This is a genomic window from Pseudomonas sp. NBRC 111127, assembly GCF_001320345.1.
Taxonomy (GTDB): domain Bacteria; phylum Pseudomonadota; class Gammaproteobacteria; order Pseudomonadales; family Pseudomonadaceae; genus Aquipseudomonas; species Aquipseudomonas juntendi.
The window spans coordinates 1-14424 of sequence record NZ_BCBD01000140.1; the positions used below are offsets into that span (position 1 = coordinate 1).

16 protein-coding genes and 1 pseudogene are annotated in these 14424 nt (G+C 60.9%); 11 read left to right on the top strand and 6 right to left on the bottom strand.

Features of this window, described 5'->3' with window-relative positions; translation table 11 throughout:
• The 5 genes and pseudogenes from APH30_RS21100 to APH30_RS21120 form a co-directional block, all read left to right on the top strand.
• Window positions 1–814, top strand: a pseudogene (locus APH30_RS21100) (glucose-6-phosphate dehydrogenase); the annotation flags it as partial.
• Window positions 815–902: 88 nt separating this feature from the next.
• The gene (locus APH30_RS21105) at window positions 903–1211 is read left to right on the top strand and encodes a hypothetical protein (RefSeq protein WP_054913663.1); all 309 of its coding nucleotides are present in this window, start codon (window positions 903–905) and stop codon (window positions 1209–1211) included.
• A gap of 133 nt (window positions 1212–1344) precedes the next feature.
• Entirely contained in the window at window positions 1345–3531 is a 2187-nt protein-coding gene (gene uvrD / locus APH30_RS21110) for a DNA helicase II (protein ID WP_009683531.1), read from the top strand.
• Window positions 3532–3707: 176 nt separating this feature from the next.
• Window positions 3708–4556, top strand: coding sequence for a Tim44 domain-containing protein (locus APH30_RS21115; RefSeq protein WP_054904314.1), 849 nt, complete (start codon window positions 3708–3710; stop codon window positions 4554–4556).
• Between the two features lie 114 nt (window positions 4557–4670).
• Window positions 4671–5078, top strand: coding sequence for an SMI1/KNR4 family protein (locus APH30_RS21120; protein ID WP_054913664.1), 408 nt, complete (start codon window positions 4671–4673; stop codon window positions 5076–5078).
• A gap of 101 nt (window positions 5079–5179) precedes the next feature.
• On the opposite strand, the gene APH30_RS21125 is transcribed toward APH30_RS21120, so the two are convergent.
• Window positions 5180–6940 carry a cation:proton antiporter gene (locus tag APH30_RS21125; RefSeq protein ID WP_054913665.1) on the bottom strand — a complete coding sequence of 587 codons (1761 nt, stop codon included), beginning with the start codon at window positions 6938–6940 and terminating at the stop codon, window positions 5180–5182.
• Between APH30_RS21125 and APH30_RS28870 the strand changes: the two genes are divergently transcribed.
• Entirely contained in the window at window positions 6935–7144 is a 210-nt protein-coding gene (locus tag APH30_RS28870; protein ID WP_156326582.1) for a hypothetical protein, read from the top strand. The two genes, APH30_RS21125 and APH30_RS28870, sit on opposite strands and share 6 nt — an antisense overlap.
• Window positions 7145–7280: 136 nt before the next feature.
• A complete protein-coding gene (locus APH30_RS21130) occupies window positions 7281–7766 on the top strand; it encodes an acyl-CoA thioesterase (RefSeq protein ID WP_054913666.1) in 486 nt (161 codons plus the stop codon).
• On the opposite strand, the gene pdxY is transcribed toward APH30_RS21130, so the two are convergent.
• Entirely contained in the window at window positions 7763–8635 is an 873-nt protein-coding gene (gene pdxY / locus APH30_RS21135) for a pyridoxal kinase PdxY (protein WP_009683537.1), read from the bottom strand. The two genes, APH30_RS21130 and pdxY, sit on opposite strands and share 4 nt — an antisense overlap.
• A gap of 121 nt (window positions 8636–8756) precedes the next feature.
• Between pdxY and APH30_RS21140 the strand changes: the two genes are divergently transcribed.
• Window positions 8757–9149, top strand: coding sequence for a DUF3301 domain-containing protein (locus tag APH30_RS21140; protein ID WP_009683538.1), 393 nt, complete (start codon window positions 8757–8759; stop codon window positions 9147–9149).
• On the opposite strand, the gene APH30_RS21145 is transcribed toward APH30_RS21140, so the two are convergent.
• Genes APH30_RS21145 through zigA form a run of 3 tightly spaced genes read right to left on the bottom strand, consistent with a single transcriptional unit; the run spans window position 9150 to window position 11992 of the window.
• Entirely contained in the window at window positions 9150–10121 is a 972-nt protein-coding gene (locus tag APH30_RS21145) for a GTP-binding protein (protein ID WP_054913667.1), read from the bottom strand. It lies immediately after the preceding gene.
• Window positions 10122–10160: 39 nt separating this feature from the next.
• A complete protein-coding gene (locus APH30_RS21150) occupies window positions 10161–10787 on the bottom strand; it encodes a DUF1826 domain-containing protein (protein ID WP_054913668.1) in 627 nt (208 codons plus the stop codon).
• Window positions 10784–11992 (bottom strand): zinc metallochaperone GTPase ZigA, encoded by a 1209-nt coding sequence (zigA, locus tag APH30_RS21155; RefSeq protein ID WP_054913669.1) that lies wholly within the window; start codon window positions 11990–11992, stop codon window positions 10784–10786. Before zigA ends, APH30_RS21150 begins: the two co-directional genes overlap by 4 nt.
• A 115-nt stretch (window positions 11993–12107) precedes the next feature.
• On the opposite strand from zigA, the gene APH30_RS21160 reads away from it, so the two are divergent.
• Window positions 12108–12488, top strand: coding sequence for a hypothetical protein (locus tag APH30_RS21160; protein ID WP_054913670.1), 381 nt, complete (start codon window positions 12108–12110; stop codon window positions 12486–12488).
• A 23-nt stretch (window positions 12489–12511) separates the two neighbouring features.
• Window positions 12512–13417: a GTP cyclohydrolase FolE2 gene (folE2, locus tag APH30_RS21165; RefSeq protein WP_054913671.1), complete on the top strand. Its 906-nt coding sequence runs from the start codon at window positions 12512–12514 to the stop codon at window positions 13415–13417.
• Here the strand turns inward: folE2 and APH30_RS21170 are convergent.
• Entirely contained in the window at window positions 13401–13928 is a 528-nt protein-coding gene (locus APH30_RS21170; RefSeq protein ID WP_009683544.1) for a DUF3617 domain-containing protein, read from the bottom strand. The genes folE2 and APH30_RS21170 overlap by 17 nt on opposite strands.
• Window positions 13929–14059: 131 nt before the next feature.
• On the opposite strand from APH30_RS21170, the gene APH30_RS21175 reads away from it, so the two are divergent.
• Window positions 14060–14424, top strand: a 365-nt coding sequence (locus APH30_RS21175; protein WP_177333769.1) for a PLDc N-terminal domain-containing protein, incomplete at its 3' end; no start/stop codon positions are given.

Sequence of the window (14424 nt, forward strand, 5' to 3'; positions counted from 1 at the left end):
GTGCGAAACCCTGGGTATAGAGAACCGGGGCGGCTATTACGACAAGGCTGGCGCGATCCGCGACATGCTGCAAAATCACTTGCTGCAGTTGCTGTGCCTGGTGGCGATGGAGCCACCCGCGCAGTTCGAGGCCGAAGCGGTACGCGATGAAAAAGTGAAAATACTGCGCGCGCTCAAGCCGATCACTGGCCAGGACGTGCAGGACAAGACGGTCCGTGGCCAATACGGCCCGGGGCGCATCGGCGGCCAGGAAGTGCCGGCCTATTACTTCGAAAAAGACGTCGACAATGACAGCGACACCGAAACGTTCATCGCCATCGAGGCACACATCGACAACTGGCGCTGGGCTGGGGTGCCGTTTTACCTGCGCACGGGCAAGCGCATGGCACGGCGCTCGTCGCAAATCGTCATTCAGTTCAAGCCGGTGCCCCATGAGCTGTTCAACGGTGGCCAGGTGAACCAGCTGCTGATCCAGTTGCAACCAGAGGAACGCATCAGCCTGCGCATGATGACCAAAAGCCCTGGCAAGGGCATGCGCCTTGAGCCGGTCGACCTCGACCTGAACCTGGCCCAGGTTTTCAGCCAGACGCGCCGCTGGGAGGCTTACGAACGCCTGTTACTGGATGTGTTGGAGGGCGACTCCACGCTGTTCATGCGCCGTGATGAAGTAGAAGCCGCCTGGGCCTGGATCGACCCCGTGATCAAGGGCTGTGAAGAACACTTCCAGGCCCCACGCCCGTATGCGGCTGGCAGCAACGGGCCAGAGCAGGCTACCAGCCTGCTGGCACGCCATGGCAGGGTCTGGCATAGCTGAAAAGTTTCATGCTGTGGCTGGGCTGGGGCTTGTTGCACGCTCTGGTCGGAAGGCGCATTTCGCCCTTCGCACTAATGGAGCTGCAGACATGATCAACAGCAAGAACTGGAAAGCCCAACATGACAGAATGCCCCCAGGGGCGCGTGTGCGGGTTGCAGGTACCGTCACCGTCGCCAACCCTGGCGTCGACCCCGTGCTGGTCAAGCGCGACGGGCAACCGGGTACCCTGGCCCTGGACCTGGAATTGAAATCGGAAGGCGGCAGCTTCATCCAGGTGTTGTGTGAAAAGGAGGTGCATTTCGAGATGCCAACCGGCACTGAAGCCATCGCCAGCGTGGAAATATTCCACGAAGGCACGCTGCTTGCCGAGATCGACGAAATCCTGATCACCGCTTGATTTCGCTGACAACCGCCACGTCGGCTTGCACGCCCGGCGCGGCGGCCTTGCGCATGCACCGTTCGGCGCTTGGGCAGGTGAGTATTTATACAGTACCATTTACCCCTTCCCTGCCGCGCCCTAGAATGGCCGGATGCACACAGACGACCTCTCCCTCCTGCTGAACTCCCTCAACGATGCCCAACGCCAGGCCGTAGCGGCCGCGCTCGGGCGTCAACTGGTGCTTGCCGGCGCCGGTTCCGGTAAAACCCGCGTGTTGGTGCACCGTATCGCCTGGCTGATCCAGGTAGAGCAGGCCTCGCCGCACTCGATCCTGTCGGTGACGTTCACCAACAAGGCCGCCGCGGAAATGCGCCAGCGGATCGAGCAATTGCTGGGCATCAACCCAGCTGGCATGTGGGTCGGCACCTTCCACGGCCTGGCCCATCGCCTGCTGCGGGCACACTGGCAGGAAGCGCGGCTGGTGCAGAACTTCCAGATCCTCGACAGCGACGACCAACAGCGCCTCATCAAGCGGGTAATGCGCGAGCTGGGCCTGGATGAACAGAAGTGGCCGGCCCGCCAGGCCCAGTGGTTCATCAACGGCCAGAAGGACGAGGGGTTGCGCCCGCAACACATTCAGGCCGGTGGCGATCTGTTCCTGGCCACCATGCGCGAGGTGTATACCGCCTACGAGCAGGCCTGCGAACGCGCCGGGGTCATCGATTTTTCCGAGCTGCTGTTGCGCGCACTGGACCTGTGGCGTGACCACCCGGGCCTGCTGGAGCATTACCAGCGGCGCTTCCAGCACGTGCTGGTCGACGAGTTCCAGGACACCAACGCCGTGCAGTACGCCTGGCTGCGCCTGTTGGCGCGCGGTGGCGCCAGCCTGATGGCGGTGGGCGATGACGACCAGTCGATCTACGGCTGGCGCGGCGCCAAGATCGAGAACATCCACCAGTACACCGCCGACTTCCCCGACGCCGAAATGATCCGCCTGGAGCAGAACTACCGCTCCACCGGCGGCATCCTCAAGGCTGCCAACGCGCTGATTGCCAACAACAGCGGGCGTTTGGGTAAAGAGCTGTGGACCGACCTGGGTGAAGGCGAACCCCTGACCCTGTACGCGGCCTACAACGAGCACGACGAAGCGCGCTACGTGGTGGAAACCATCGAAGGCCTGATCAAGCAGGGTAACGCGCGCAACGACATTGCCATCCTGTACCGCTCCAACGCCCAGTCACGGGTGCTGGAAGAAGCCTTGTTGCGCGAACGCGTGCCGTACCGCATCTATGGCGGCCAACGCTTCTTCGAGCGCGCCGAAATCAAGAACGCCATGGCCTACCTGCGCTTGATCGAAGGGCGTGGCAACGATGCCGCACTGGAGCGGGTAATCAACGTACCCCCACGCGGCATTGGCGAAAAAACCGTCGAAGCCATCCGCGAGCACGCTCGCCACAGCCAGCTTTCCATGTGGGGGGCCATGTGCCAGCTGATCGCCGCCAAGGCGTTGAAAGGCCGCGCCGCCAGTGCATTGGGGGCCTTCATCGAACTGATCGAAGGGCTGGCTGCCAAGGTTGCGGACATGCCGCTGCATACCATGACCCAGACCACCATCGAGCAGTCCGGGCTGATTACCTATCACCAGGAAGAAAAGGGTGAAAAGGGCCAGGCACGGGTAGAAAACCTTGAGGAACTGGTCAGCGCAGCGCGCAACTTCGAATCCACCGAAGAAGATGCCGACCTCTCTCCGCTCTCGGCTTTCCTCGGCCATGCTTCGCTGGAAGCCGGCGACAGCCAGGCGGACGAACATGAGGACAGCATCCAACTGATGACCTTGCACAGCGCCAAGGGCCTGGAGTTCCCCTACGTATTCCTGGTCGGCATGGAAGAAGGGCTGTTCCCGCACAAGATGAGCCTCGAGGAACCTGGCCGCCTGGAAGAGGAACGTCGCCTGGCCTATGTCGGCATCACCCGTGCGATGCGCCAACTGGTCATGACATATGCCGAGACACGCCGCCTGTATGGCAGCGAAACCTATAACAAGGTGTCGCGCTTCGTTCGCGAAATTCCACCGGGGCTAGTTCAGGAAGTACGCCTTTCCAACAGCGTCAGCCGCCCGTTCGGCGCCCCCAAGACAGCCACCAACAGCCACCTGTTCGACAATGCCAACATCCCGCAAACCGCCTTCAACCTCGGCCAGCGGGTGCAGCACGCGGTGTTTGGCGAAGGTGTGATCCTCAACTTCGAGGGCTCCGGCGCCCAGGCACGGGTGCAGGTGAATTTTGCCGAAGGCAGCAAATGGCTGATGCTGGGGTATGCCAAACTCGAGGCGATCTGACGCCTGTGCCAGTACCGTTCCTTGCAGCGGCTGCCTTTTTGGGGGCGCGCTCAAGGGCGGTGGTGCCGGCGTTGTAACATTCAGGCAAAAGCTGGAAACATTATGTCGCTGGTCATGTGCCTGGGAACCTGTGCACCATGACGCGCGTGCAATCCACAACAGGGGATATCCCAATTATGCAACGTTTTCTTAGCATCGCACTGGCGCTTTGCGTCGGCCTGACGCTGAGCCTGGACGCCAACGCCAAGCGTTTCGGCGGCGGCAAGAGCTCGGGCTCCGCGCCTATTCACCAGACCCGCCAGGCCACACCAACCGCGCCAGCCGCCGCGCCGACCGCACCTGGTCGTGCCGCCCCGGCCGCCAGCGGTGCTTCGCGCTGGTTGGGCCCACTCGCTGGCCTGGCCGCCGGCGGCCTGCTGGCGTCCATGTTCATGGGCGACGGTTTCGAGGGCTTCCAGATCATGGACTTCCTGATCGTGGCGCTCATCGCCTTCCTGGTGTTCCGCTTCATTGCCGCGCGTCGTCGCCAGCAACAACCGCAAATGGCCATGCCAGGCCACGCGCCGATGCAGCGTGAAGCCCACGGCCAGCCTGCCCAGCCGTCGGTGTTCGGTGGTTCGGCCGCGCCTGCCGCCGCCCCGGTGATCAACGCACCTGCCTGGTTCAACGAGCAGAGCTTCCTGGCTGCCGCTCGCAACCACTTCCAGTCGCTGCAGCAGCACTGGGATGCCAACGAGATGGACAAGATCGCCGAGTTCGTCACGCCGCAGATGCTTGAGTTCCTCAAGCGTGAGCGCGCCGAGTTGGGTGATGGCTTCCAGTCCACCTACATCGATAACCTCGAAGTGCAACTGGACGGCGTCGATGACCGCCCAGACCGCACCGACGCCACCCTGACCTTCCGCGGCGTGTCGAAAAACTCGCGCTTCGACCAGGGCGAACTGTTCAGCGAAAGCTGGCACATGGTGCGGGCCCCAGGTGAGAACCAGCCTTGGCTGGTAGCCGGTATCCGTCAAAACAGCTAACCGCTGCGCGCCGTACCAAGAACCCCGGGCTTGCCCCGGGGTTTTTGCTTTTGTCAGAGTGGCCTACTAGGGTATAACGCGCAAAGTTGTCATCTAGGTCAGAGGAAGTGAACCGTGGAAGAAGTGATCGAACAACTCCGTGAAGCCAACGAGCCGGTGCCGGTACCTTTGGAGCTTCCCGATGAGGATCAGCTGGTGGAGATCGAAGAGCAGCTGTTCATCAACATTCCATACGTGTTCAAAGAGTTTTTGCTGACTGTGAGCGATGTGGTGTACGGCTCACTGGAGCCGGTAACTTGCACCGATCCACAGTCGCACACCTACCTGCCCGATGTGGCGGCCAACGCCTGGGATGCCGGCGTACCGCGTGAGCTGATCCCGTTGTGCCAGGACGGCGACAACTACTACTGCGTCGAGGAAGATGGCACCGTGGTGTTGTGGGATGCCGAGGAAGAGCTGGTCGGTGAGGACAGCTGGGAATCGGTATGGCACTGGGCGCGGGATGTGTGGCTGGAAAGCTGATCTTCCCCACCGATTCAGGTGCAGCGGCGCCTACAGGTACCCACAACGGCCAAGCGTGCGGTGAACCGGTAGGCGCCGCTGTGGCTGCGGCCGGGTGGCACTCAGTGCGAGTTCTCGCGGCTGTTCTCCAGCGTTTCCAGCAAGGCGATCTGCATGCGCGTATGCACGCGAATGAGCCAGCGCCACAGCAAGGCCACCACCACAGCAGCGACCACGGCAATCACCAACAGCAATTCGTTGGTCGGCAAGATGCTCGCAGACAATGCCGACAGCAGCAGGAAAATCACCAGTAACGACAGCAGCGGAATCACTTCGGCAATCACCCGCCGCACCCGCTGGGTGTGCCGCCCGGCCATTTCCGGCTTCACGCCCATCTCGGCCAGCAGCATCGACAGCGCCTTGAGCTTGCGGTAGGCCGCGATCAGGAACGGCAGCGACAGCAACAACGCCGCGCCCCAGATCATCGCCTTCTGCTGGCTGATGTCGCTGACCCATTCGCTGAGCCAGTTACCGATGCGCCCGGCAAAATAGCCGCCGCTGAAGAAGATCGCGATCACCAGCGCCAGGTTCACCCCAACCTGCAGGAGGATGCGCCGGATCATTGCCGCGAGCATGGCACCCTCGCCCTGCGGTTGAATGTTGCGCAACCACTCGCCATACAACGACAGCACCCGCGCCAGGCGCCCGGGCACGACATTGCCCAGTTTTTGCGAAAGCGGGTCGGCTGCGCGGATCAGGTAGGGCGTAAGCAGGGTGGTGATAGCCGACACGGCGACCGCCACGGGGTACAGGAAGTCGCTGGTTACCTGCAGGGTCATGCCCAGCGCGGCAATGATGAAGGAGAATTCGCCAATCTGCGAAAGCCCCATGCCCACGCGCAGCGAGGTACGCCCATCGTTACCGGCAATGAACGCGCCCATGCCGCAGGACAACATCTTGCCCAATACCACCGCCAGGGTAATGACCACAATCGGCCAAGCGTATTCGACCAGCACCTGCGGGTCGATCATCAAGCCGATGGCGACGAAGAAAATGGCGCTGAACAGGTCGCGTACGGGTTCGATCAGGCGCTCGATCTTCAACAACTGGCGTGACTCGGCCATGATCGCGCCAATCAGGAAGGCGCCCAGGACCATGCTGTATTCCAACTTGACGACCAGCAGGCAGAAGCCGAAGCACAGCCCCAGCACGGTAATCAGCAACATCTCGTTGCTCTCGAACCGGGCCACGTAGGCCAGCAGGCGCGGCACCAGCAGGATACCGATGACCAAGGCAACGATCATGAACAACGACAGCTTGCCGACAGTGGAGAATACCTCCCCCGAGCTGACCGTGCCGCTGACGGCGATACCTGAGAGCAGGGCAATGATGCCAATGCCAAGAATGTCCTCGACGATGAGCACGCCAAAGATCAGCTGGGCAAAGCGCTCGTTCTTCATCTTCAGGTCGTTGAGCGCCTTGACGATGATGGTGGTCGAGGAAATGGCCAGGATGGCACCCAGGAACAGCGAGTCCATGGTGGTCCAGCCAAACCAGCGGCCGATCTCGAAGCCGATCCAGATCATCAGCACAATTTCGAGGAACGCCGCGATGAACGCCGTGGCGCCCACCTTGAACAACTTGCGCAGGCTGAACTCGAGCCCCAGGCAGAACATCAGGAAGATCACCCCCAGCTCGGCGAGGGTCTTGATGGTGTCTTCGTCGTGGATAAGGCCGAATGGCGGGGTGTGCGGGCCGATGATGAAGCCGGCGACAATATAACCAAGCACGACCGGCTGTTTGAGGCGGTGAAACAGGATGGTGACCACGCCAGCAACCAGCATGATGACTGCCAGGTCCTGGATGAAGCTGATGGCATGCATGGCGTGATACTCCTTTTCTCGTCTTTTATGAATGCCTGGGCAAACCGCTCCTCTGCCGGGGCAAACCTGAGCGAGCAGCAAGTACATACTGTATTGAATGCAGGAACGCCCATGGTGCATGGGCGTACTCAGGTTAACATCGCGATCGGCTGCAAAAGGCCGGCGCAATATGCAGAAACAGATCGGCTGGAAAAGCGCCGCTGATGGCATGATCAGCGTGACCGCTACGCCCCCGGCAACGTCCCGTAGCAACGAGGCAAATTCACAAGAGGGAAAAACCGTGTCAGCAGATCACCCCCTCCATTCGCCCGATTCAGCGCAACCTAACCGTGAGCACCTTATGGAACCTGGAAACGCCCAGCTGAGCATGACCGTCCTGATGACCCCGGACATGGCCAACTTTTCTGGCAACGTACATGGCGGCACCCTGCTCAAATACCTCGACGAAGTGGCCTATGCATGCGCCAGCCGTTATGCAGGCAGCTATGTGGTGACATTGTCGGTGGACCAGGTGATCTTCCGCGAGCCGGTACACGTGGGCGAGCTGGTGACGTTCCTGGCGTCCGTCAACTACGCCGGCAATACCTCGATGGAAGTGGGCATCAAAGTGGTGACCGAGAACATTCGCGAGCGCTCGGTGCGCCACTCCAACAGCTGCTTCTTCACCATGGTAGCGGTGGACGACAATCGCCGCCCTGTGCCGGTACCGCCGCGTCAGCCGCAAAGCAGCGAAGAAAAGCGCCGCTTCCTGCAGGGGCAGCAGCGCCGCCAGATCCGCCAGGAACTGGAAAAGCGCTACCAGGACCTGAAAACCGACGCTATCTAAAAAGCCAGCAACTGCGCTTCGAAGCGCACACGCGGGTGGGCGATGCGATCCTGGGCCCGTACCAGCTGCAGCTCGTAGCTGGCACAGGCCTGGGTTTCCAACAGCACTTCATGCACCGCGGCGGCAGTGAACTCGAATGCCTGCACCCAGCTGTCGCCCAGCAATACCCTGGCCAGGAACAGCCCGGAAGTCAGGTCGCCGACCCCCACTGGCTGACGCGGAAACGCCAGCAGCGGGCGCCGCAGGTGCCAGCAGTGCTGGGCCGTCACCAGCAGCATTTCGAACTGGTCCTCGCACCGCCCGGGGTAGGCCAGGTGCTTGACCACGACCACCTGCGGCCCGCGCTGCAGCAAGCTGCGCGCCATGTGCACGCAATCCTCCAGCGACTGCGCGCGGCGCCCACAGAAGCTGTCCAGCTCCAGCTGGTTGGGGCACAGGATGTCGGCCTTGGCCACCGCTTCGTCGAGCAGGAACTGGCTGACCTCTGGCGGTACGATGCAACCCTTCTCGGCGTGCCCCATGACCGGGTCACAGAGGTACAACGCCTTGGGGTTCACCGCTTTGATCCGCTGTACCCCGGCCAGAATCGCCCGCCCTTGTTCGGCACTGCCCAGGTAACCGGAAAGCACCGCATCGCAGTGCCCCAGTTCACCGATGTTGGAAATACCTTCGACCAACGCAGGAATTTGCGCTGGAGCAAGCACATCGCCCGCCCACTGGCCATACTGTGTGTGGTTGGAGAACTGCACGGTATTGAGCGGCCACACGTTGACCCCGATCCGCTGCATGGGGAACACCGCGGCGCTGTTGCCGGCGTGGCCGAACACCACATGGGACTGAATGGCGAGCAGGTGCGGAGTACGTTTCATGCGGGTGTTTTCCAAAGCTGTTTCAAAGAATGGTGCGCGACGCAGTATGAACTCGATTGTCACCTGTACGACAGGCCAGGGACGCAGTTAAGCTGGATCTACCTGTTTGGAGCATAAGCAAATGTTGACCCTGGAGAACCTCTTCGTCCTGATGCTGGTAGCCACGGCAGGCGCCTGGTTGTGGCACAACCATGGGTTGCGCGAGAAAGCCCTGGAACGGGTCAAACAGCATTGCGCCAAACTGGACCTCGAGTTGCTTGACGACGCCGTGGCGCTCAAGCGCATCGGCTTTGTGCGCGATGCCAATGGCCGCAAGCGCCTGGCCCGCATCTATGCCTTCGAGTTCACCGTCACTGGCGAGCAGCGCCACCCCGGTAGCGTGACACAGTTCGGTGCGCACAGCGTGCAGATAGAACTGGCACCCTACCCGTTCGAGATCAAGACCCCGCCGCGCACCGACAACGTTATCGAGATGCAGCAATGGCGCCAGGAACACAACCGCTGGCGTAACTGATCAGCTGATGCAGCATTCACGCAAAGCGGCCTGCAGCGCCGCTTGCGATTGCGCCTGATCGAAAATCAGCTCGATGCGGCTGTCCCGGCGCCACTCGCTGGGCTGCCAGGCGGGCAAGCCCCCATCCAGCCCGTTGAAAGCCTGCCACCCCTCGGGGCTGTGGATAACCCCCTTGGCGCGCCGCCAGGGCAAATTCTGCAAGAACGTGCTTAGCCGCTGTGGATAAAACTGCTGGCTGGGGTGCCAGCGCCAGCCGATACTCCAACCACCCTCACCTTGCTGGGCCAGGCAGACCGGCTGGGTGGGGTCGGCCCAGACCGCACCTGTGGTTATTTCCAGATTGTCGACAATCCTGACGGTGGAAAGCGGGCTGTCAACAATCTGTGAAGGTGCCTGGGGTAGGCCACGAAACGCTACTTCACCCTGCACCGCCCACAGCACTCTCCTGTCGCTAAATTTATTACTTATCAACAATTTAGCTGATTCATCCACAGCCTCTGATTTATTCAGAATCACACATTCGCAGGCGCTTAACGCCTGCTGTTGCGCATCGGAAAGCCGCTGGTTGCGAACCATCGCTTGAGCATCCAAAACCATGACAAGTGGCTGAATTGTCAGCACTCCAGCCCATGGCGCTGCCTGCAGCTGTGCCTGCAATTGCAACGGGTGACCCAAACCTGAAGGCTCGATGAACAAACGGTCAGGGCGTGATTTGCGCAATAGACGCCCTAGCCCGACCTGAAACGGCATACCGTTCACGCAGCACAGACAACCACCGGCCACTTCACCAATGGCAACACCGTCTTCATCCCGGCTGAGCAACGCCGCATCCAGGCCAACCAGGCCGAATTCATTGATCAGCACCGCCCAGCGCTCATTGGGCGGCCGCTGCGCCAGCAAATGGCGGATCAGGGTGGTTTTGCCGGCGCCGAGCGGGCCGGCAATCACGTGGGTAGCTATGTTCTGCAGCATGGCCTGGTTCAAACAGTGGCAAAGCCTAACTATGCGCCGTCAGGCCAACCAGTCAAGGCTCAGCAGCAGACGCCCCTGCTGGCCCGAAGGCGAGCGGTGAACCAGACCTGCGCCTTCGTTGCCTTGCCATTTCTCGCCCTTGAGCAACGCCACATCACCGGCTTGCAGGGTTTGAATTTTATCCACAGGGGGCTGTGCTGTGTGTAACTCCCGCCGGGGGCTGATTGCCTCAGGCAACCATTCACTGCCCGGCCCCACGTAGGTTGTGAGCAAGCGCAATGGCACGTTATCCACATGGAAGCGCGGACACATGGGGCCATCCAGCACGCGCAGGCGTAAACCCACACGGCGCGCACCCACCAGGCAGGTGTAGGCCGCGACCAGCCAGGTCACATCGGCTACAAATGACTCATAGCCATGCAGGTCAGCGGCTTCGCGCAGCAGGTCCGGCAGGACCGGCGCGTGCTGCTCGTGCACCTCGATTACCCGTTGGTCGGTCAAAGGCTGGCCAAGGCTGAGTACCAGTTCGGCAAAGTCCTGCAACTGCGCCGGCAGCCGCCGCCGCCACACGGCCAGGTTGACACCATCCTGCAGGACCTCAGCCAATATTTGCGGCGTTTCGCCAAACACCTGAAAGATATCCACAGGCCTGAATGCCAGGCTCATGCTGCGGACTCCGCATGCCACGGTCCGAACGGATCGGGCAGCCGCAACCAGCCCATATGCCCAAGCTGCATTTCCTGGTCGGTCAACAAGCACGCGTCAAGGGCTGTGGATAACTTGGCAAAGTCGATGTTCTGCCCAATGAACACCAATTCCTGGCGGCAATCGCCGGTTTCAGCGGTCCAGTGTTTAAGGATTGCACTGGTGTTATCCACATCCTCAGGCCACTGGTCGCGCGGTACGAAGCGCCACCAGCGCCCCGCCAGCCCATGGCGCATCATCCCGCCCGCTTGCGACCAGCTACCGGCTTCCTGGTACTTGCTGGCCAACCAGAAGAACCCTTTGGAACGGAGCAAGCGGCCGTTGGTCCAGTGCGTGTGGATAAAGTCGTAGAACCGTTGTGGATGCAGCGGGCGCCGCGCTTGCCAGGTCATGGCTGCAATCCCGTACTCTTCGGTTTCCGGTACGTGCTCGCCGCGTAGCTCCTGCAACCAGCCTGGCGCCTGAGCCGCCTGGTCGAAGTCGAACAGGCCCGTATCGAGAATGCGCTCCAGTGGCACCTGGCCCATGACCATCGGCACGATCTCTGCCCGCGCATTGAGGCTGCGCAAAATGGCCACGAGCTCTTCGCGCTCATGCTGGCTGATCAGGTCGATCTTGCTCAGCAGCAGTACATCGGCGAATTCCACCTGTTCGATCAGCAGGTCACTGATCGAGCGCTCATCGTCCTCGCCCAGTGTTTCGCCACGGCTGGCCAGGCTGTCTGCAGCCTGGTAATCGCGCAGGAAGTTCAGGCCATCGACCACCGTGACCATGGTGTCCAGCCGTGCCATGTCGGACAAGCTGCGGCCTTGTTCGTCGCGGAAGGTGAAAGTCTCTGCCACCGGCAGTGGCTCCGAAATACCCGTGGACTCGATCAGCAGATAGTCGAAGCGCCCTTCTGCGGCTAACCGCGCTACCTCTTCCAGCAGGTCCTCACGCAGGGTGCAGCAGATGCAGCCGTTGCTCATCTCGACGAGCTTTTCTTCTGCTCGGTTGAGGCTGACGTTGCGCTGCACCTCGCTGGCATCGATGTTGATTTCGCTCATGTCGTTGACGATGACGGCAACCCGCAGGTTGTCACGGTTACGCAATACATGGTTGAGCAACGTGCTTTTGCCGGCACCCAGAAAGCCGGACAGCACAGTAACGGGAAGACGATTGGACATGGCGAAACCCCTTCAGGCGAGCGCATTCGAAACGATGCATTGCACAATGTTATAAAGTAACAATACAATTTCGCCAAGTCGTTCTCGACGGACGAATGCTCACCAGGGACAAAACATGAAACTGTCACGCGCCATGGCATTGGTGTTGTTCGCCATGCCCACCTCACTGGTTGCCATGCCGCAGAGCACTGCACTGGCGTTGTGTACCCGCAGCGCCACGCTGCTCTCCTGCCAGGACGGCAAAGGGAGTTACTACAGCGTACGCACGCACGGCACTGAGCTTTACCTGCGCGGTTTCGACTCGGTCACGCGGCGGCTATGGGCTCAAACCAACAGCCGTTACGGTTCGTTGACCTTCTTCACCGGCCTGGCCAGTGACGGCGAAGCCTGGGTGGGTTACAGCCGCCGCGTAGGCTGGACCACGTTGAACCGGGTGTCCAGTTCCAGCGGGCAACGTTTCAATTTGCATTGCAGCATGATCGGCGGCTGCCGCTGACACCTTTTTCTGTGGAAACCCCAATGAACCAGCACACGCTCCCCGATATCGCCTCACAGACTCATGCGTTCGCCTTGCCACTGAACTGGGTGGGCATGTGTGGCATAGCCCTGCCCGTGCAGTTCGAAGGGCGCCCCGCTGCTGCCACCGTCGACGCAGGCGTCAGTTTGATAGACGGCCATTCACGTGGCATCCACATGTCGCGGCTCTACCTTGCATTGGAGGCCCTGGAGAACCAGCCCCTTACGCCATTGGCAATTCGGCAGCTTTTGGCAGATTTTTTGACCAGCCACGAAGGGCTGTCTTCCGCTGCTTATCTGCGCCTGGGCTTTGATCACCTGCTTAAAAGACCAGCCTTGATCAGCCCATTGGCAGGCTGGAAGAGCTATCCCGTGACCATCGATGCACGCATCGAGAATGAAATGTTCCACGTGGAACTATCCGTGTGCGTGCCCTATTCGTCCACCTGTCCATGCTCGGCGGCACTTGCCAGGCAACTGATACAACAGCAGTTCCAACAGCACTTCCCCGGATCGCAGGTCGACACCGCGGCGGTAATGAACTGGCTGGGCACTGCCGAAGGCATCGTCGCTACCCCACATAGCCAACGCAGTAGCGCGAAAATTCAGGTGCGGCTGCGCAGCAGCCAGCGTGAGCTGCCGATTACCGAGCTGATTGATTGCATCGAAATGAGCTTGGGCACAGCGGTACAGACTGCGGTCAAGCGTGCAGACGAACAGGCCTTCGCTTTAGCCAACGGGCAAAACCTGATGTTCTGTGAAGATGCTGCCCGGCGCCTGCACCAGGCGCTGCGACAATTGGAGTGGAGTGCTGCTTTCAGGCTGCGGGTGGAACATGCAGAAAGCCTGCATGCCCACGACGCTGTTGCCACCAGCCAGTGGCAGTGGGACCTCAACTGCGCGGTTTGACCGTACCGCAATCACTGCCCAGCCACACCGCACGGGTGTTCATACTGCCTTGCTGCTGAACACCCGACGCGTTGAAGGTGCCGCTGACCTGGGTGGTGAACTCCCGATCACTGAGGAACGTCGCCTGGCCACTGCCCTGTGCCTTCGGGCAGCTGAACTCGAACTTCCACACGTTGCCGGTACGGTCAGTGATTTTCTGCGTGCAACCGGATTTGGGATCCTGCAGCGGGATGTCGTTGGTCGCCACCTGTTCGGCGGTCAGGCAGGAACGCACGCCATTACCAGCCACCGTCACCCCTTGTTTGGCCAGTACGCCTTCCATCATCGCGCGCTGCTCCGGCGGCAGGTTCTTGAGCTGCCCCAGCATGAACCCCATGTCAGGTAACGGCTTGCCATCGACCTGCATGTTGCTGGTGGTCAGCTCCCACAAACCGGGTTGCAGCATCTGGGCATGCACCAGCGGGCTGCTCATGCCGAGGACCAGGGCCAACAGTGGCAGACGAATCTTCATGGGTGAACACTCCTGAAAAAAGCCGGCCAAGCGGGCCGGGCTGAGCCTTAGACGCCAAAACCATCCGCAGGTTGCAAGGTGCACCGGGAACGTGTTCTGTTAGCCAACAGTACTCGGTGAGCAGGATGCATATGGATTACCACAGCCCCTATTTCTTTGGTTATGTAATTGGCCTGATTCATCTACTGGGTATCGTAGCCGCACTGCACGCGTTGTTCACGGTGCGCACGGCCCAAGGCGCGATTGCCTGGGCGATGCCGTTGTTCTTCATTCCTTATTTCACCCTTATACCGTACCTGGTGTTCGGCGCCCGCTCGTTCAATGCGTATATCAAGGCGCGGCGCCAAGCCAACCAGGAAATGCACGTTGCAATGGCCAACCTCAACTGGCGGCCATGGGTTGAAGAAGCCCTGACCGCCCGCGAGTCGGAAAGCTACGCCGCGCTACGCGCCATGCCCAAACTGGGGCGCATGCCTTGCCTGGCGAACAACCAGGT